Origin of the sequence: Vibrio sp. D404a, from assembly GCF_030248535.1 — a bacterium.
GTDB lineage: Bacteria > Pseudomonadota > Gammaproteobacteria > Enterobacterales > Vibrionaceae > Vibrio.
Map to the genome: position 1 here is coordinate 12,859 of NZ_JAHGAJ010000030.1, position 18,480 is coordinate 31,338.

Here is an 18,480-nt window from a genome sequence, read left to right on the forward strand (position 1 = left end):
AAACGAGGGTTTAGATTGACTCTCAGCGCCTGATAATTTTAACTAAAGCGATGCTTCGGCATCGCTTTTTGTTTATCTGATATTTGGAAAAATCATGACACCGGCTATTAACCTTGCAAAGAAGAAGAAAGTTACTCACTCCATCCACCAGTATGACCACGATCCAAGCCATGACAGCTATGGGTTAGAGGCTGTGGAAGCGTTGGGACAAGACCCAAAGAAAGTCTTTAAAACACTTCTTTTCTGCTTGAATGGTGTTGCCAAAGATCTCGCGGTAGCCGTGATTCCTGTGGATCAGAAGCTGAATCTGAAACTGGCAGCCAAAGCGGCGAAGAGTAAAAAAGCTGAGATGGCGAATCCAGATATTGCTCAGAAGACAACTGGCTACGTGGTTGGTGGGATCAGCCCACTTGGTCAAAAGAAGGCGTTACCAACCTTCATCCATTCTAGTGCAGAGCCTCAAGAAACCATCTGTGTCAGCGCGGGGAAACGAGGTTTAGAAATTGAGTTGGCGCCAAGTGACCTTGCCAAACTGACTCGAGCTCAATTTGTCGATTTGTGTTTGTAGTCGATTCAACATACTCTATTTTGAATACAAAAATGCCCACTGAGCTAGTGGGCATTTTTATTATTTCAGCTTGTTACTTCTTCAGGCTTAATGTGCCGCCAACGCGTTTCTTCGGCGCTTGGTTTGTCTCTTGTCTGCGAGCGTTTGTCGGCTTGCTATGAGGACGAGAAGGCGCTTTACCACGGCTATTATTACGCTCTTGGTCTTGGCGATTCGTACGTTGACGCTCACCACGTTGCTGATCGTCACCGTTAGATGGACGTTTACCGCGCTTAGAGTTTGGCGCATGACGGAATTCATCGGCATTATTACCTTTGAATGTGCGTGGGCGGTTCTCTTTCTGATTGCGACGCGCTCTAGAGCCTTGGTTTTCTTCTCGGCTATCAAACAGTTTCGCATCGGTTGCTTTGCGAATGCGTTGACCTTTAGCATTCAGTTTCGACGCTTCTTCTGTGCTCACTGAACCTTCACACATTGCTAAGATTTCAGCGATCTCGTCATCACTTAGGTAGCGCCATTTACCATTAGGGATACCATCAAGGGAGATGTTCATGATACGCACACGACGTAGCTTGAATACCTCGTAACCTAAGGCTTCACACATACGACGAATCTGACGGTTCAAGCCCTGCGTTAGGGTGATACGGAAAGAGAATTTGGTCTCTTTTTCCACTTTACATGGCAGGGTAACGGTATCTAGGATTGGTACGCCTGACGCCATTTTCTTCAAGAACTCGCCTGTGATTGGCTTATCAACACGGACTACGTACTCTTTCTCGTGGTTGTTGCCAGCACGAAGGATCTTGTTGACGATATCGCCGTCGTTGGTCAGGAAAATCAAACCGTCTGAAGGTTTATCAAGACGACCAATTGGGAAAATACGTTTATGGTGGCCAACAAAGTCGACAATGTTCCCTGGGATATCACGTTCTGTAGTACAAGTAATACCGGTTGGCTTGTTTAGAGCGATATAGATAGGCTTCTCTTTCGAGCGGACTGGCTTGCCATCAATCTCAACGTCATCACCTGGCAGTACCTTGGTACCCATTTCTGGTGTTTTACCATTAATAGTAACGCGACCAGCATCGATCAGTTTGTCTGCTTCGCGACGAGAGCAAAAGCCAGTTTCACTGATGTATTTATTGAGACGTTTAGCTTGGGATTCTTGTGACATGATTTTCTCTTAGCGTTTCACAACGGAATATAGGTAAACAAAAAGCAACTACCGAGTAGTTGCTTTTGAGTCTGTATCTTAACTGAGGCTAATTTTAGCACCTAGTGTGAGCTTGAGCACGAATTAAATTTGAGCAGTTAGCTCATACGTTTTTGATGCCTTTCTCGGTTCTCTAGCTTTTTGTCATCGCTCTTACGTAACATCACATACACTGCTCCTGTCCCACCATGAAATTGTTGTGCCGAGTGGACACACTGCACGTCATTAATTTGCGATAGCCAGTTTGCTACGTAGCTTTTCATCATCGCTGGTGGGTTAGAACGCTCACCTTTTCCGTGCACAATAATTACAGTGCGAATGTCCATGCGTAGACATTGACGCAAGAAAGAGAGGATCTCGTTACGTGCATCTTTAAGCGTTTTACGGTGCAGGTCGAGCTTGGCTTGAATCGGGTATTTTCCTAAGCGCAGCTTTTTATAAACGCCATCTTGCACGCCGTCTTTTTTGTATTCGACGATATCTTCAGGTTTCAGCATCGGAGAGTAGTCTAAAGATAGGTAGTCTTTTTCGTCGTCAGAGAGCCACATAGCGGCTTCACGTTTGGCAAGGTGAGATTCGGTGACTCGGTGAACTTTCTGATGCTCGGCAGTATCTTGGTCGATACGCTTCACGTCACCCATCATTTGTTGGAATAGATCTAGGTCGTCATCATGAGACATAGTGGTTATCTCAAGTTGGAGAGGAATAAAGAAAGTATACCTAAGTTATGGAGTGGTTCAAAAACGAAAAAACCGGAGCAGACAATATTAGTCAGCTCCGGTGCAAAGCATCTTTAAGTCCCAACTTAAACAGGTTGGTGATTAAGGCTTGGCGACTCTAGTGAGGAGATTTGTCAGTCATAACCTTGTAGATGAAGAAACCTCCATAAAACATCATGAGACCAAGAGCCCCGAAGATTACTATCATTGAAGATAGTCCCACTGCATTACCAAATAGGAGATCTAGCCAAAAGTCCATGTGTATACCTCAAAGTTATGTGACACGTATAATTCTATTAATTGAACCTATCGGTTTACTGATCTGGATCAATCCTGTTGCATAAGTTAAATCTTTGTTGGCGAGTGTGTGTATTTGGTCACATTCTCTACGGGGCTGTATGTCTTTTGTTCGAACGGTATAATATTGAAGGAAATAGTGAAAAAAGCGCTTGCGGATAAATTTAGAATCCGTATTATACGCTCCATCGACAGGCAATGAGCCAGTTAGATATCTCGGTGAATAGCGCAGCTTGGTAGCGCATCTGGTTTGGGACCAGAGGGTCGGGGGTTCGAATCCCTCTTCACCGACCACTTTTAGAAAGCCTGCTTAATGAGCAGGCTTTCGTCGTTTCAGAGTGCATGAAATAGGAATAGAGCCCAAATGGGGTTCGCCTGATGTTCAAAATAAGCTCTTCACTGAATACATTAAAGAAAGCCGTAGCAGCAATGCTACGGCTTTTTTGCATTTGAAATCTTATAACTTTCTAGCTTTACGTCATTCCCTAGAGCGACGAAGGAGCGAGTAGGGAATCTCTTTCCATCGCCTAAAGAAAAGGGCTGACCCAGCAGGCCAACCCTTCATATCATTCTTTTTAAACCACTCTCTAGTTCACATCACATGTGATGTCTTTAATTGGCGTCTCTGACGTTTCAAAGCAGACATAAGCATCGACAGGGTTGTTAGGGCCAACGCGAATATAGCCTGCTTTAACGGCATCTTCATCGAACGTGATTGAATGTGATGTGCCGGTTTGATTATCAAAGTAGGTCGCTTCAAAACGGTTGTTCATCTGGTCGGCAATGCGATTTCGCGTCGTTGATGTTGAAAAGGTCACAGTGGCGCAGCGCATTGGTGGTTTTTGAGTGATAAGAAACTGGCCACTCTCTTTATCTAATACGCCACCGCTGATCTCTGGTTGAATGTCTACAGCTTGAAACTGTTCAATATGACAAGTCTCTTTTGCGGAGACGATGGTCGGTAGAAAAATAAAAAGACTCAATGTCGTTTTTAGGAAAATGGATTTCATTGACGTGATGCCTTGTCTAAATCGAGCGCAATATAATAGCACCGCAACGGTGCTATTGATTGTGAGGATTGGGTCAATCAGGTAATGGTTTTATAATGAAAAGGTCATCTTACTGGTAATGGCTAAGGTAACCACTATTCCATCTCGCATTGTGCTTGTTGGCTCTTCGATAATTGAACAATGTCAAAACCGCGCTTCTTCAACAAATCAATAAGGCTCTGCTCACCGATAAGGTGCATCGCGCCAACCACAACTAAATACGTCGCCTCTTGTTCTAGCTTCCAGTTGTTACTGCTGAGCTTTTTCGCCCAGTCATGGTTACGGTCGGTGAGAAAGGCTGCGGTTAATTCTGGCGACATAGCGGCGAGTTCTGCAATGTGTTCTAAGTTCTGCTTGTCACCAGCCTTCCAACTTTCAATTAAGCAGTGAGTAGCATCTCCTGTTTCATCATACTCTTCGATAGAACTGAGTAGCAGGTCTTTGCCTCCCTCTTTACCTTGTGAAATCAGGTCGATTTGAAATTGAAGCGTTTCTAATGTGATCAGTGGTTTATTTTGTTTATCTGCAAGCGCTGCGATGTGAGCATCAATACCAAACTGGGGTAGGTAGCCTAACTGTTCAAACTGCTTCATTTGGACCGTTAGCGCGGTAGCCCAAGGTGGAGATAGCAGCATCTGTTTATGTGGCAAGTTTAATGATTTGCTGATCTGCTCAAGTTGTGACTCTTGTCGGCTGTTGAGTACATCCTGTGTCGTGACTGTGGTTGCAGGGTATTTCAGGTTGCTCGTCTGTTTTAGGTCCGCCTCCAAAATAAGCCCTTGGCTGCGCTCTAGTGCATCATGAATCGGTTGCGGAAGTGGGTACATGGACTGATCTCCAGCATGCACTGAGCCGAAGATAACAAGTTCGAGGCTACCTTTTTTAGCTTGCCAAAATAGGGGTTCTGCGATTGCTGCTGAGCAAGTTGTACAGAAGAGAACAATAAAGCTGAGTATTTGGCGCACATTGGCTCCTTAATTCGTTGTCGTCGCTCGTTAAAATCCGTTTTGACGTTGGTTTTTAACGTAATTTTATTAGAGGTTAATCACGTTATGGAGACAAAAAATCCTCTCTCCGATTTGACTTTAAAAATACCACAATGAAATGCGGTGAGTAATCTATCAATTTACCATCTAAATCTGTGAAGTGATTCCCAGTATTTACGTCAAAATAAAAATGACGGATTGTGCGTCGATCTTAACTTACTGATTATATTGAATTTATATTTTATCTATCAGATGCGTGTTTGAACTGGATCACTTTATCGTTTCGATTTAATTCACGGTGAAAAATAACGGCCTATAGTGAATTCATCTTTTGGAAGCGCACTAATTTGCTTCTACTCAATTTTAACTTATGGGTGAATACGATGTTGAAGAGAAACTTACTATCAGTCGCAGTGTTAGCTGGTCTTACTGGCTGCGCAGTTACACAATCAGCGGATCAGCAAGTCGTGAATACGCTAGCGGATAATTTAGATGTTCAATATGAGGTTTTAACCAACCACGGCGCGAACGAAGGTCTGGCGTGTCAGGACTTGGGTGCTGAATGGGCATCATGTAACAAAGTAAACATGACGCTAGTTAACCAAGGTGAAGCGGTTGACTCTAAAGATTGGGCTATCTATTTCCACAGCATTCGTCTCATCCTTGATGTTGATAATGAGCAGTTCAAAATTACTCGTGTAACGGGTGACCTACATAAATTAGAGCCGACCGATAAATTCGATGGCTTTGCTGAAGGCGAAGAGGTAACACTGCCGTTAATTGGTGAATACTGGCAACTGTTTGAAACCGACTTTATGCCGGGTGCGTTCGTAACAGCGCCTAATGCAGAGCCGAAGATGATTGCTTCACTGAATACAGAAGACGTAGCATCGTTCGTGACTGGCCTAGAAGGCAATAACCTAAAACGTACACCGGATGATAATAATGTAATGGCGACGGCTGTTACCCGTTTTGAAAAGAACGCAGATCTAGCAACAAAAGATGTTTCTACAACCTTACTTCCAACACCAATGTCGGTAGAAGTTGGTGAGGGTACAGTGAACATTGCTGGTGGTATTGCTTTACCAAAAGACGCATTCGACGCAGATCAGTTCGCTGCAATTGAAGAACGTGCAGATGTGGTAAACCTAGACGTGAGTGGCGACCTTCCTGTAAGTGTTGCTGTTGTTCCTACTCAGTTTAAGGGGGATTTGGCAAAATCTGGCGCTTATGAACTAAGCATCTCGAAAGAGGGGATTGCGATTGAAGCATTTGATAAAACCGGTGCTTTCTACGCGGTTCAGTCTATTTTTGGCCTAATAGACAGCCAGAACGTTGAATCTTTACCACTACTTTCTATTCAAGATGCTCCGCGTTTTGATTACCGCGGTGTCATGGTAGACGTTGCTCGTAACTTCCACTCAAAAGAGGCGATTCTTGCAACGCTAGACCAAATGGCAGCTTACAAGATGAATAAACTGCACCTTCACCTTACTGATGATGAAGGTTGGCGCTTGGAAATTCCGGGTTTACCTGAGTTGACAGAAGTGGGTGCGAATCGTTGTTTTGATGTTGAAGAGAAAAGCTGCTTATTGCCTCAACTAGGTTCAGGTTCAACGACCGATAACTTTGGTTCTGGTCACTTTAGCAAAGCGGACTACGTAGAAATCCTAAAATACGCGACTGCACGCAGCATCGAAGTGATTCCAGAAATCGATATGCCAGCACACGCCCGTGCAGCGGTTGTTTCGATGGAAGCACGCTACGAGCGCTTGATGGAAGAGGGCAAAGAGGCGGAAGCGAACGAGTATCGTCTGATGGATCCTCAGGATACTTCAAACGTAACCACGGTTCAGTTCTACGATAAGCAGAGCTTTATCAACCCATGTATGGAATCGTCGACTCGCTTTGTTGATAAGGTGATTTCAGAGGTCGCTGCAATGCACAGTGAGGCTGGCGCACCACTAACAACTTGGCACTTCGGTGGTGATGAAGCGAAGAACATTAAACTAGGTGCTGGCCTGCAAGACATTAACGCAGAAGATAAAGTGAGCTGGAAAGGCAATATTGATTTGTCTAAGCAAGACAAGCCGTTTGCTCAGTCTCCACAGTGTCAGACACTGATTGCTGATGGTACGGTGAGCGACTTTGGTCATCTACCAAGCCACTTTGCTGAAGAAGTGTCGAAGATTGTCGCTGAGAAGGGCATCCCACATTTCCAAGCTTGGCAAGATGGCCTTAAATACAGTGACGGCGAGAAGGCATTCGCTACAGAGAGCACCCGCGTTAACTTCTGGGACGTACTTTACTGGGGCGGTACATCTTCAGTGTACGAGTGGTCTAAGAAAGGTTACGACGTGATTGTTTCGAACCCTGATTATGTCTACATGGATATGCCATACGAAGTCGATGCAAAAGAGCGCGGCTACTACTGGGCAACACGTGCAACTGATACGCGTAAGATGTTTGGCTTCGCTCCAGAGAACATGCCTCAAAACGCAGAAACATCATTAGATCGCGATGGCAATGGCTTTACTGGTAAAGGTGAAATTGAAGCAAAACCTTTCTACGGCCTATCAGCACAGCTTTGGTCTGAGACGGTACGCAACGATGAGCAATACGAGTACATGGTATTCCCGCGCGTACTTGCAGCGGCTGAACGTGCATGGCACCGAGCTGACTGGGAGAACGACTACAAAGTGGGAGTAGAGTATTCACAAAACTCTAACCTAGTCGACAAAGCGGCACTAAACCAAGACTACAACCGTTTTGCTAACGTGCTTGGTCAGCGTGAATTGGCTAAGTTGGAAAAAGCGGGTATCGACTACCGCCTACCAGTACCGGGTGCAAAAATCGAGTCGGGCAAACTGGCGATGAACGTTCAGTTCCCAGGTGTAGAGCTGCAATACTCTGCAGACGGTGAGACTTGGCTAACTTACAACGACAGCCAGCGTCCAAGTGTTGAAGGTGAAACTTACATCCGTTCAATCTCTGAGAGTGGCGAGCGAGTAAGTCGAGTAACGACAGTAAAATAAAAGCATAAACGAAATTAATAACAAAGCTCCCTTCTCATAGGGAGCTTTTTTGTGTCTGGTTAAATGTGAAGCGCAAAGGGCATTAACCCTGATTGACTATTCCTTAAACATTATAGATTGGGAGGGATTCATAACGAAGGTGATGAAGATCTCATTATTTTCGATAAAAAATAAGTTCGTCATAAAAAACTCTCAAACGAGTGTGATTGAACAAATTAAAATTTGTCGAGCATTGCACTTAAATGTGATCTTGAGCGGCTTTTAGATTGTGTGCATGGTTTTTAGTTATTTTTACTTTTTATAAGTTGCTGAATTTAAAGTTAAAAATAACTTATTGTTTTTTGACGGTGAGGAAGATCACTGAGATGACTCTTTTATTTTGAAACGCAAATTAATTCGAGCAACATAGATTTCATGCCAGGGAGGCAACCTATTACTCAAGCGGTTTAGGTGAATGATACACCGAAGACATACCGCTAAAAATCAAACTAAGGCAGTTTTACTATGAAAAAAATTATCGCTCTAAGTGCTCTTTCACTTGCTTTCGCTTCTAGCGCTTTTGCTGGTTCTTCTTACGTAACAGGTAACGTTCAGTTTCACTCTGACTTCCAACCAAACGCGACTTCGACTCTTGAAGCTGGCCATACGTTCGATTCAGGTACAACGCTTCTAACAGAGTTCGATGGTATTTCTCTTGGTAAATACGATGATGATGCTCTGCAAGATAACAACATTGGTAACTCTCCATACATCACTTTAGGTGTTGAGCAGATGTACAACATCAACGACAACCTATGGGTTGCTGCAGGTTACCACCATCTACTAAATAACGGCGAAACTGTTCAGTACCGCCCACTAGTTAAGATTGGTTACAACTTCGATAACGGTATCTCGATTAGCAACCGTACTCGTTACCACGCAATGGAAGATAGCAACGCAGACGACCAAACTCGCTTCGATAACCGCATCGGTTACGCAGTAAATGATGAGCTTTCGCTTAGCTACAACAACGTATATGTAATGAGCGATGCTGACAACACAATGGACCATGAGCTTCGTGCTACTTGGACTCGTCAAGGCGTTCAACCTTACTTCGAGTACCGCAACCAAGCTGACAACGAAAACAACGCATTCGTATTCGGTGCTTCTTACGGCTTTTAATCTAGCTGACACGGTAAGTTAATCTTGCCGTCTCTTCTGCACAGCCGAACGTGGAAGGGGAATCTGGCATCAACAGCCCGGTTGGTGCCAACAAAAGTTTGCTTTACTGTCCAAAGCAAAGAGCCTAGTTTGCACACCAAGTCTTGGGTTTGCAGTTACTAGGCTCTATTTTTCGTTTTAGGCGCTGAGACTTCTGGCTTGTTCGGCCTTAGCGTAAGGAAAGATTAGTTTCCTTTGTAGTGACGGTACTCGAATACCTGACCTTTCTCATTGAAAGCGTAGACGGAATACTCATCCTTCTCGTCACCATACTCCATGCCTGGAGATCCCATCGGCATCCCTGGAACAGCAAGACCAACCGCATTGCGTGGTGGGTTTTCTAAGAAAGCCTTAATGTCATCGGCAGGGATATGCCCTTCAAACACATAACCATCGATCTCTGCAGTATGGCAAGACGCTAGCTCAGGCGTGACGCCTAGCTTTTGTTTTACAGCATTCATGTTGTCGTGGAGCTTCTCTGTCACCGTAAATCCAGCTTCTTGCATGTGCACTGTCCAATCTGTACAGCAACCACAGTAAGGTGATTTATGGTTGAGCACGTTGGCAGCCACTGCTTGGCTAGAAACAATAGTAAGTGCTGTGATAGTCAGAACTTTACGAATCATGGTGTACCTCATGAAGATAATTTTTATTGGTTGTTATTATCTGTTGTTTTGAATAGTCGTAAGCGATTTGCATTACTTACAACGGTTATGGAAGAGAGAGCCATCGCAGCTCCCGCGACCACTGGGCTCAATAAGAACCCGAAAAATGGATAAAGCACACCCGCGGCAATTGGAATGCCTAGGGAGTTGTAAACAAATGCCCCAAATAGGTTTTGTTTCATGTTCTTAACCGTAGCTTGAGACAACTCAATCGCATTGCTCACAGAGACAGGTGATGAGTTTAGCAGCGTCATTTGTGAGCTCTCAATTGCTACATCACTGCCACTGCCCATTGCGATACCGACATCCGCTTGAGCAAGGGCTGGTGCATCATTAATACCATCACCGACCATTGCCACCTGCTGAAAGCGCTGTTGTAGCTTTATAATATGCTCGGCTTTTTGATCGGGTAGAACGTCTGAAATAACATCATCAATACCCAATTGAGAGCCAATCGCTTGGGCAACGGCTTGGTTGTCACCCGTCAGTAGCACAGTATGAATACCGCGACTCTTCAGTTGTTGAATCGCTTGTTTGCTGTCGGACTTCAATGAATCAGAGACGCCGATAATGCCTTTAAGTTGGTTATTTTGCGAGACAAAAATAGGCGTCCAAGCTGCTTTATTGCATGCTTCAATTGCACTGTTTGCAATATCGAGCGATATATCGAGGTTGTGCATAAAACTCAGTGAACCGACCTCAATGATCTGGCCATCGAGTCGTGCTCGTATACCTTGACCTCTAAGATTCTCAAAATCTGAAATAGGAAGCGCATCTTGGTTCAAAGATTGTGAGTGCTGACAGATCGCTTTAGCCAGTGGATGTTCTGAAGCAACCTCTAGTGAGTACGCCAGAGTCATCAGTTCAGATTCACTGATATCGTAAGTAAACACTTGCTGAACCTCAGGCTTGCCTTGAGTGAGCGTGCCGGTTTTATCAAACACGACCGCATCAACTTTACTTGCTGATTGCAGAACATCGGCATCTTTAATCAAAATACCTAACTCAGCGGCTTTACCAACGCCAACAGTGACTGACAGCGGTGTTGCCAATCCGAGAGCACAAGGACATGCGATGATTAAAACCGTGGTTGAGACGACCAACATGTAACTGACGCTTGGCTCTGGGCCAAAAACAAACCAAACCCCAGCGGCAAACGCCGCAATAGCGACAACAACAGGGACAAACACCGCTGAAATAGAGTCGGCCAATTTGGCGATAGCAGGTTTAGTGCTCTGGGATTGGCGAACCATCTGAATAATACGCGCAAGCATGGTACTTGAACCCGTGCCCGTGGTTTCAATCACTAAGCTGCCGTCGCCGTTAATGGTGCCCGCAGATACCTTGTCTGTAGCCTTCTTAATATTCGGTAGAGGTTCGCCAGTAAGCATTGATTCGTCGACATAGGATTCGCCCGAGATAACTACGCCGTCTATGGGCATTTTTTCTCCGGGTTTAACACGGATCTGCATACCGACTTCAATGGCTTCAACTGCGATAGGTTGCTCTTTGCCATCGATGATAACCGTTGCCCGTTGAGGCTGTAGGTTGATCAACGCTTGCAGTGATTGAGTCGTGCGTGCCTTCGCTTTGGCTTCAATGTAATGACCTAATGAAATAAGACCGATGATCATTGCGCTCGCTTCAAAATAGACATGACGCGACGCTTGAGGGAACCAGTTTGGAGCGATGACAACCAGCATTGAATAGAACCACGCGGCACCTGTACCCAGAGCGACTAAGGTATCCATCGTCGCTCGCTTGTGGAGTAATGATTGGTAAGCGTTAGTAAAGAAATGGCGACCAGACGTTGCCAGCAATACCAAACAGATGATACCCATCAAGCCCCAGCCGATTTGATCAGAGGTACTTTCAATCATCATGCTGCCGCCAAATATGCCCCAAGCCATCATTGGGATACCCAACGCAAGCGCTGAGATCGAGTTGATCAAAAATGATCGCTGTAGTTTGGCGTGTTGGCGCTGCTGTTGTTCTTGCTGAGTCTGCGCATCTTCGACAAATTCTGCGTGATAACCGGCATCACTTACGGCTTGTAGGAGCGGTTGTTCAAGGTGCTCTCGGGTATTCGCGCTGAATACGAGTGCGGTTTGTTCCGCGAGGTTAACTTGGACGCGCTCGACATCTGTGACCGACTGAATGGCCTTTTCGACAGACGATACGCAGCTGGCGCAAGTCATCCCCTGCAAAACTAAGTGATAAGCGTGTGATTGTTCAGAAGTAGCGGGAGATTGGGTCTGTGCATCCTCTACTAACTTTGCATCTGCTACGTCAGGGGCTTGTGCTTCATCACTCTCTATTTGATCCCGTTCAGAAAACGGACGGGCTTGGTAACCCGTTACTTCAACGTACTCAATCACCTCGTTTTCAGAGAGTAGTGTGGTCAGGGTGAGCTCCGTTTTAGAAACATCGAATGAGCCAATCTGTGGGTGTTCTTGCAGAGCCGTCGTGAGCTTATTGACGCATTTTCCACAGCTCAAGCCAGATAGAGAGAAGTGCCACCTATGACCAATAGAGTAACCTAGCGTATCGATTTGCTCAGAAATCTCGCCGTAGCTTAAAGGCGTTACCACATCAATATAGGTGGGAGACAGATCGTTGATGCTAGTATTTTCAACGTCACTGAGTAAGTTACGCACTTTCTTCGCGCAACCCATGCAGTTCAAGCCGCTAAGTGGGGTCATGTAGTGGTTCATAGTGATACTCCAATTCTCATCTATGGCTAAACATAAACCTTCCCGTAAGGGTAAGGTCAACATTATTTCTTAAAATGTTGTTGAGAAGGGGCAACTGAAACGTGGAAGTGGGTGCCCGCTGCTATAATGACTCAACTTGGAGGTAAGGTTTCTAATAAGAACCGAGCATTTATCGCTCGCTACCGATTGTAGAATTAGTAGGGAGTGATAAAATAGCGCCCAAAATTTAGGACTGGTGAAAAGGATTACCATTCATCAGAGACTGAAATGATCACCTACACAATCAAGGTATTTAAATGACGGTTAAAACTCGTTTTGCTCCTAGCCCAACTGGCTATCTTCACGTTGGTGGTGCACGTACTGCACTTTACTCTTGGCTATTCGCTAAAAACCAAGGCGGTGAATTCGTTCTACGTATCGAAGACACAGACTTGGAGCGTAACTCTCAAGAAGCGGTAGATGCAATTTTAGAGGGCATGCAATGGATGGGTATGGAGTGGGACGAAGGTCCTTACTACCAATCTAAGCGTTTTGACCGTTACAACGAAATGGTTGATAAGCTACTTGCTGAAGACAAAGCATACAAATGCTACGCGTCTAAAGAGCTGCTAGATGAAATTCGTGCAGAGCAAGAAGCAAACAAAGAGATGGCTCGCTACGATGCAAACCACCCTAAAGTTGTTGCAGCGAACGCAGCAGCAAAAGAAGGTGATGCGTGCGTTATCCGTTTCCGCAACCCGAAAGAAGGCAGTGTCGTATTTGATGACCAAATCCGTGGCCGAATTGAAATCTCAAACAGCCAACTTGATGACCTCATCATTCGTCGTACAGATGGCGCTCCTACTTACAACTTCGTAGTAGTGGTGGATGACTGGGACATGGGTATCACACACGTTGTTCGTGGTGAAGACCACATCAACAACACACCTCGTCAAATCAACATCTACGAAGCACTAGGCGCGCCAGTTCCAACTTTCGCTCACTGTGCAATGATCCTAGGTGATGACGGTGCGAAACTGTCTAAGCGTCACGGCGCTGTATCAGTAATGCAATACCGCGACGAAGGTTACCTACCAAACGCGCTAAATAACTACCTAGTTCGTTTAGGTTGGTCTCACGGTGACCAAGAGATCTTCTCTCAAGAAGAGATGATTAACCTATTCAGCCTAGATGCAATCAGCAAGTCTGCGTCTGCATTCAACACTGAAAAGCTACTTTGGTTGAACAACCACTACATCAAGACTTCTGAGCCTGAGTACGTTGCAAAATACCTGCAATGGCACCTAGACGAACAGAAGATCGATACAGCAAACGGCCCAGCTATCACTGAAGTGATCAAGCTAGTAGGTGAGCGTTGTAATACTCTTATCGAACTTGCTGAGCAATCTCGTTACTTCTACGAAGATTTCTCTGAGTTTGAAGCTGGCGCGGCTAAGAAGCACCTACGTGGTGTTGCTAAAGGCCCACTAGAGCTTGCTCTTGCTAAAGTTGAAGCGCTTGAAGAGTTCACAACAGCAAACATCAAAGACGGTGTGATTGCTGCAGTATGTGAAGAGCTAGAGATCGGCATGGGTAAAATCGGTATGCCACTTCGCGTAGCAGTAACAGGTGGCGGTCAGTCTCCTTCTGTTGATGCCGTGATGGAGCTTGTTGGTAAAGAGCGCGTAATCGCTCGTATCAAGATGGCTCTTGAGTTCATCGCTGAGCGTGAAGCTAACGCTTAATTGAGCGATTGCTAGATTCAAAAAAGGGTCAGTAACTTGGTTACTGACCCTTTTTATTTACTTGGAGCTTTATTTAACTAAGCCGAGATTTTCTTAAAGATGATAGAGGTGTTGATGCCACCGAAGGCAAAGTTGTTGCTCATTAGGTAGTTAACATTAAGCTCACGGCCTTGACCTGTGATGTAATCGAGCTTACCGCACTGTTCATCGACATTTTCAAGGTTAAGCGTAGGGCTGAACCAACCGCTGTGCATCATCTCAAGGCTAAGCCAGGCTTCAATCGCACCGCACGCACCAAGTGTGTGGCCAAAGTAACTCTTAAGAGAGCTAATAGGCACTTCACCGAAGATGTTCGCTGTTGCGTTACTCTCGGCAATGTCACCTTTCTCTGTCGCCGTGCCGTGTGCTGAAACATAACCAATTTTGTCGGCAGCAAGGTCGGCATCTTTTAGGGCTTTTTCCATACAGATCTGCATGGTTTCCATCTGCGGTTGAGTCACGTGGGCCGCATCACAGTTGCTTGCAAAGCCGATGATCTCAGCATAGATCTTCGCGCCACGTGCGACAGCATGTTCATACTCTTCAAGGATCAGAGTACCTGCGCCTTCACCAATTACTAGGCCATCACGCCCACTGTCGTATGGGCTAGGGGATTTCTTAGGTGTGTCGTTTTTTAAACTGGTAGCAAAAAGGGTATCGAACACCGCAGATTCTGTTGGGCAAAGCTCTTCACCACCACCTGCAACCATAACGGTTTGGTAGCCGTGCTTGATTGCTTCATAGGCGTAGCCGATGGCTTGGCTTCCTGACGTACACGCACTGCTGGTGGGAATCACTCGTCCACGTAGACCAAAGAACAGACCAACGTTAACTGCAGCGGTATGCGGCATCATTTGTACATAAGTAGTTGCCGTGATCGCGCGTGTTGATTTCTCATTCAGCATCACACCAAAAGCACCAACCGCATCAGTACTACCCGTTGAAGAGCCGTAAGCAATGCCCGTTTCGCCGTTGGTTAATACGTCATGTCCAATTAAGCCGGCTTGCTCAAGCGCATTCTCAGTAGCCACTGTTGCTAGGCGAGATACACGACCCATGCCACGAACCTGCTTGCGCTTGTAGTGCTTTGGTAGTTGGAAATCGTCAATCGGTGCAGCGAGTTTGGTGTTCAAACCGTCATACTGCTCAAAGCTTGGCATGTATTGAGTGGCGTTTTCACACGCTTTCAACTTAGGCTCGATATCTTGCCAATTGTTACCAAAGGCCGTAACACCTGACATTCCGGTAACGACAACACGGCGGGTCATACTAAACCTCCATTTACAGAGATCACTTGACGAGTTACGTAGCCTGCAATATCAGACATTAGGTAGCTCACAAGGCCTGCCACTTCTTCCGGCTCACCCATACGACGCAGAGGAACCTGTGGCAGCGCGTGCTCTTTCACATGCTCGTCAACCATACCCGTATCAATCAGGCCCGGAGCGACACAGTTGACGGTGATCTTGCGTTTAGCCAGTTCTAGAGCAAGAGACTTAGTTGCGCCAATCACACCCGCTTTTGCCGCCGCATAGTTGGTTTGACCGCGGTTACCCATGATGCCTGATACAGATGCTAGAGTGACGATACGACCGCCTTTACGCTTTTGAACCATTGGCATCACACAAGGGTGAAGTACGTTGTAGAAGCTATCTAGGTTGGTATGGATAACGCCATCCCACTCTTCTTCAGTCATAGCAGGAAATGCAGTGTCACGAGTAATGCCCGCATTGTTTACCACGCCATAATAAGCACCATGCTCGGCAATATCAGCTTCAAGTGTCTCTCGGCACTGTTCACGGTTACTGATATCAAACTGAATCAGGCGGCCAGTGCCCCCTTCAGATTCAATGTGCTCTAGAGTTTCTTGAGCACCCTGCTTGTCACCCATATAGTGAACGGCAATGTGAAAGCCATCTTTGGCAAGTTGAATAGCAATGGCCTTACCAATACCTTTGCTGGCACCGGTGACTAATACTTGGCGAGTCATGACTGGCTCCTCGTTTTCATTTCTTGTAATTTTTGTTCTGTTGGTACGTAGACATTGAGTTGGCACTTAGCGACCACTTCGCCTTGATGTTCTACTCTTGCGGTGAATACCGCCATACCACTATCTTCCATCAGTTGTTCAGCATAGATATCAAGGGTTTGGCCCTTAATAAATTGGTCGCAAAGCGATGTGTATCTGCGCGAACCTAAAAGAAAACCAATGGGAGGCTGCTCGCCTTTGTCTAGTGCATGGTAACCCGACCATGCAGCGACTGACTGCGCCATAAATTCGATCCCTACATAAGCAGGCATCGATTGAGATTCTGAATTGTAAAATAGATGGTGGTCACCAATATCCACTTGGCAATGGATAGCTTGCTCTTCTACCTTGATCGCCCTGTCGATGAGAATCATAGGATCGTCGTGGGGAAGAAGTTGGTCTATCGAGGGCATATTAGTCATTTACTACACCAAAAATCAGGCTAATGTTGTTCCCACCAAAGGCAAACGAGTTGCTTATGATGTTTTTTGATTTGAGCTTTTGGCAACAGTCTACCAAATCAATATCGATATCTTCAGCTTTATCCTGACATTTTTGTAAGGGAAGCGATAAATCGAATTTGAGAATATGCCATGCGATGGCGGCTTCTACGGCACTTGCTGCGCCTAATGTATGGCCAGTCAAAGGTTTGGTTGAGCTCACTGGCACTTTGTTTGGAAACACGCGTGAAATCGCTTTGCTTTCCATAGAGTCATTGAGTGGCGTTGCTGTGCCGTGGGCATTCACGTAGCCGATCTGCTCGGGTTTGAGATTGGCATCCTTTAGCGCTTTCAGCATTGCTTGTTCTGCGCCATTACCTTCCGGATGAGGTGCCGAAATGTGGTGAGCATCAGAGCTGTCACCGCAGCCAAGTAGGGCAATAGGTTGTTTTTCTTGAGCTGGACGCTCTTTGCTAAGCAGCATAAACGCCGCAGCTTCACCAATATTGATGCCTTTGCGATGAGCGCTGAATGGTTGGCAGTGCTCAGTGGACAGTGCCTCTAAGCCGTGGAAGCCGTTTAAGGTGAGCTTACATAAGGTATCTACACCGCCAACAATCACCGCATCAACCATGCCTGAATTGAGAAGGCGTTGAGCAGTTAAAAAGACGCGTCCACTGGAAGAGCAGGCGGTCGAGACTGCGTAGTTTGGGCCTTGTAGGTCATAATAGTGGCTGACAAACTCACTAATATTCCCTAGTTCTTGCTTTGAGTAGTGGAACGACTGTGGAAACTGTCCGTTTTTCAGCTTCTCAGAAAATGCTCCTTCACCATCTGAAATGCCGGATGTGCTCGTACCAATAACTACGGCAATACGATCACTTCCATATTGCTTTTTAGCGTGCTCAATTTCAGACTCTATTTGGGACAGCGCAGACAGCGCGAGACGATTGTTGCGTGAGTCATATTCCGCAAAAGAGGCGCGGATTGTCGGCAACTCACCATCAGCTCGACCGACAATCGTTGGCTGCCCATCGTTTAAGATATCGAGCGCCTCAACCATATTGGAACCGACACCGCTTTGAAGGTGTTGATGGATGTCACTGTGTTGTGATCCCAGAGCGGAATGGAAACCACAAGCATGGATATAAATCGTCATAGTGTTCAGTTCTTTGTTGCTGGAGTCGTTAGGTTTGAACTTAAGGTCTGAATATTGATGCGATAACCCTGTGTGAGATGTTCAAACATAATGTCTCCTTCTACTTTTTGTTGATTGCCCATCGACGAGTAGTGAATCTCAATGATCGCTACATCATTTTCATCATAGATGGTTCGTTGGTTGGCAGTTTCCACTATGCGCCAACCAATATCGCTCATTGAACGCTGCCATGATTCAATTGGCCACAATGTAAGCATAAGGTTGAATAAGACCTGTTCCGGTGCTGGAAGGGTGTTATCAAGCCCAGTTAATATCTGAGTCTCTATTGTATCATCTTGATATTGAAGAGATAAAATCCGAGTTCCCCAAGAAGAAAATCCTGCGAGTACCACCTTGTTTTCAGTCACTTGCAGTTGCACGGGCAGTTGCTGTTGTGTCTCTCCCCAGCTTGCCGTGATCAGTTGACTGGCTGTTAAGGTATAGCCCAATTGATCCGGTGTCGGAAGTGCCACCTGAGTCGTCTCATCAATGGCGACCGTAGCTTGGTGAGTATTTTGTGGACCAAGTGAACAGCCACTCATCACCAACGCCACAATCAGGATCGCCAATTTAAATAGTGCCTTGAATGGCTCTAGATGCTTTG

General features: G+C 45.8%; 14 protein-coding genes, 1 tRNA gene and 2 pseudogenes. 5 read left to right on the plus strand and 12 right to left on the minus strand.

The genetic code is table 11. The annotated features are described in order from the left end of the window. Positions 1–94: 94 nt before the first annotated feature. On the plus strand, positions 95–568 hold the full coding sequence (gene ybaK / locus KI655_RS18085; protein WP_285407665.1) for a Cys-tRNA(Pro) deacylase: 474 nt from the start codon (positions 95–97) through the stop codon (positions 566–568). A gap of 244 nt (positions 569–812) precedes the next feature. On the opposite strand, the pseudogene rluF reads toward ybaK, so the two are convergent. From rluF to KI655_RS18100, 3 genes and pseudogenes are all read right to left on the minus strand, one after another. Then, positions 813–1,742: pseudogene (gene rluF / locus KI655_RS18090) on the minus strand (23S rRNA pseudouridine(2604) synthase RluF); the annotation flags it as partial. Between the two features lie 137 nt (positions 1,743–1,879). After that, positions 1,880–2,461, minus strand: a complete 582-nt coding sequence (smrA, locus tag KI655_RS18095) for a DNA endonuclease SmrA (protein ID WP_032550078.1) — start codon at positions 2,459–2,461, stop codon at positions 1,880–1,882. A 157-nt stretch (positions 2,462–2,618) separates the two neighbouring features. Continuing rightward, positions 2,619–2,759 (minus strand): DUF3149 domain-containing protein, encoded by a 141-nt coding sequence (locus tag KI655_RS18100; protein WP_004739790.1) that lies wholly within the window; start codon positions 2,757–2,759, stop codon positions 2,619–2,621. A gap of 255 nt (positions 2,760–3,014) precedes the next feature. On the opposite strand from KI655_RS18100, the gene KI655_RS18105 reads away from it, so the two are divergent. Continuing rightward, positions 3,015–3,091, plus strand: a tRNA-Pro gene (locus tag KI655_RS18105). A gap of 293 nt (positions 3,092–3,384) precedes the next feature. Here the strand turns inward: KI655_RS18105 and KI655_RS18110 are convergent. Together KI655_RS18110 and KI655_RS18115 are read right to left on the minus strand one after the other, a co-directional pair. Then, positions 3,385–3,807 (minus strand): hypothetical protein, encoded by a 423-nt coding sequence (locus tag KI655_RS18110; RefSeq protein WP_285407667.1) that lies wholly within the window; start codon positions 3,805–3,807, stop codon positions 3,385–3,387. 134 nt (positions 3,808–3,941) lie between these two features. Continuing rightward, complete coding sequence (locus tag KI655_RS18115; protein WP_285407668.1) at positions 3,942–4,811, minus strand: TraB/GumN family protein; 870 nt, start codon at positions 4,809–4,811, stop codon at positions 3,942–3,944. A 404-nt stretch (positions 4,812–5,215) separates the two neighbouring features. On the opposite strand from KI655_RS18115, the gene KI655_RS18120 reads away from it, so the two are divergent. Together KI655_RS18120 and KI655_RS18125 are read left to right on the plus strand one after the other, a co-directional pair. Beyond that, positions 5,216–7,867 carry a beta-N-acetylhexosaminidase gene (locus KI655_RS18120; RefSeq protein ID WP_285407670.1) on the plus strand — a complete coding sequence of 884 codons (2,652 nt, stop codon included), beginning with the start codon at positions 5,216–5,218 and terminating at the stop codon, positions 7,865–7,867. A 504-nt stretch (positions 7,868–8,371) separates the two neighbouring features. Next, a complete protein-coding gene (locus KI655_RS18125) occupies positions 8,372–9,028 on the plus strand; it encodes an oligogalacturonate-specific porin KdgM family protein (RefSeq protein ID WP_285407671.1) in 657 nt (218 codons plus the stop codon). A 224-nt stretch (positions 9,029–9,252) separates the two neighbouring features. On the opposite strand, the gene KI655_RS18130 is transcribed toward KI655_RS18125, so the two are convergent. Beyond that, positions 9,253–9,693 (minus strand): DUF411 domain-containing protein, encoded by a 441-nt coding sequence (locus tag KI655_RS18130; protein WP_285407673.1) that lies wholly within the window; start codon positions 9,691–9,693, stop codon positions 9,253–9,255. Beyond that, a pseudogene (locus KI655_RS18135) lies at positions 9,683–12,480 on the minus strand (copper-translocating P-type ATPase). Before KI655_RS18135 ends, KI655_RS18130 begins: the two are co-directional and overlap by 11 nt. Positions 12,481–12,742: 262 nt before the next feature. On the opposite strand from KI655_RS18135, the gene gltX reads away from it, so the two are divergent. Beyond that, on the plus strand, positions 12,743–14,170 hold the full coding sequence (gltX, locus tag KI655_RS18140) for a glutamate--tRNA ligase (RefSeq protein WP_285407675.1): 1,428 nt from the start codon (positions 12,743–12,745) through the stop codon (positions 14,168–14,170). Between the two features lie 77 nt (positions 14,171–14,247). Here gltX and KI655_RS18145 read toward each other — a convergent pair whose 3' ends face one another. From KI655_RS18145 to KI655_RS18165, 5 genes are read right to left on the minus strand one after another with little or no spacing between them, the layout of a single operon-like run. Continuing rightward, positions 14,248–15,477, minus strand: a complete 1,230-nt coding sequence (locus KI655_RS18145; protein WP_285407676.1) for a beta-ketoacyl-ACP synthase — start codon at positions 15,475–15,477, stop codon at positions 14,248–14,250. Continuing rightward, positions 15,474–16,199, minus strand: a complete 726-nt coding sequence (locus tag KI655_RS18150) for a 3-ketoacyl-ACP reductase FabG2 (protein ID WP_285407677.1) — start codon at positions 16,197–16,199, stop codon at positions 15,474–15,476. Before KI655_RS18150 ends, KI655_RS18145 begins: the two co-directional genes overlap by 4 nt. Continuing rightward, positions 16,196–16,660 (minus strand): hotdog family protein, encoded by a 465-nt coding sequence (locus tag KI655_RS18155; protein ID WP_285407679.1) that lies wholly within the window; start codon positions 16,658–16,660, stop codon positions 16,196–16,198. The genes KI655_RS18150 and KI655_RS18155 overlap by 4 nt, the downstream gene beginning before the upstream one ends. Continuing rightward, positions 16,653–17,837: a beta-ketoacyl-[acyl-carrier-protein] synthase family protein gene (locus KI655_RS18160; RefSeq protein ID WP_285407680.1), complete on the minus strand. Its 1,185-nt coding sequence runs from the start codon at positions 17,835–17,837 to the stop codon at positions 16,653–16,655. Before KI655_RS18160 ends, KI655_RS18155 begins: the two co-directional genes overlap by 8 nt. Positions 17,838–17,842: 5 nt before the next feature. Further along, positions 17,843–18,418: a DUF3261 domain-containing protein gene (locus tag KI655_RS18165; RefSeq protein ID WP_285407748.1), complete on the minus strand. Its 576-nt coding sequence runs from the start codon at positions 18,416–18,418 to the stop codon at positions 17,843–17,845. Between the last annotated feature and the right edge of the window lie 62 nt (positions 18,419–18,480).

Excerpts from the sequence above, each read along its gene's own strand:
- KI655_RS18145 (WP_285407676.1), bottom strand. The coding sequence starts at position 15,477 with ATGACCCGCCGTGTTGTCGTTACCGGAATGTCAGGTGTTACGGCCTTT.
- KI655_RS18155 (WP_285407679.1), bottom strand. The coding sequence starts at position 16,660 with ATGACTAATATGCCCTCGATAGACCAACTTCTTCCCCACGACGATCCT.
- KI655_RS18150 (WP_285407677.1), bottom strand. The coding sequence starts at position 16,199 with ATGACTCGCCAAGTATTAGTCACCGGTGCCAGCAAAGGTATTGGTAAG.
- KI655_RS18130 (WP_285407673.1), bottom strand. The coding sequence starts at position 9,693 with ATGATTCGTAAAGTTCTGACTATCACAGCACTTACTATTGTTTCTAGC.
- KI655_RS18165 (WP_285407748.1), bottom strand. The coding sequence starts at position 18,418 with ATGAGTGGCTGTTCACTTGGTCCACAAAATACTCACCAAGCTACGGTC.
- KI655_RS18110 (WP_285407667.1), bottom strand. The coding sequence starts at position 3,807 with ATGAAATCCATTTTCCTAAAAACGACATTGAGTCTTTTTATTTTTCTA.
- KI655_RS18120 (WP_285407670.1), top strand. The coding sequence starts at position 5,216 with ATGTTGAAGAGAAACTTACTATCAGTCGCAGTGTTAGCTGGTCTTACT.
- KI655_RS18160 (WP_285407680.1), bottom strand. The coding sequence starts at position 17,837 with ATGACGATTTATATCCATGCTTGTGGTTTCCATTCCGCTCTGGGATCA.
- smrA (WP_032550078.1), bottom strand. The coding sequence starts at position 2,461 with ATGTCTCATGATGACGACCTAGATCTATTCCAACAAATGATGGGTGAC.
- KI655_RS18125 (WP_285407671.1), top strand. The coding sequence starts at position 8,372 with ATGAAAAAAATTATCGCTCTAAGTGCTCTTTCACTTGCTTTCGCTTCT.
- KI655_RS18100 (WP_004739790.1), bottom strand. The coding sequence starts at position 2,759 with ATGGACTTTTGGCTAGATCTCCTATTTGGTAATGCAGTGGGACTATCT.
- ybaK (WP_285407665.1), top strand. The coding sequence starts at position 95 with ATGACACCGGCTATTAACCTTGCAAAGAAGAAGAAAGTTACTCACTCC.
- gltX (WP_285407675.1), top strand. The coding sequence starts at position 12,743 with ATGACGGTTAAAACTCGTTTTGCTCCTAGCCCAACTGGCTATCTTCAC.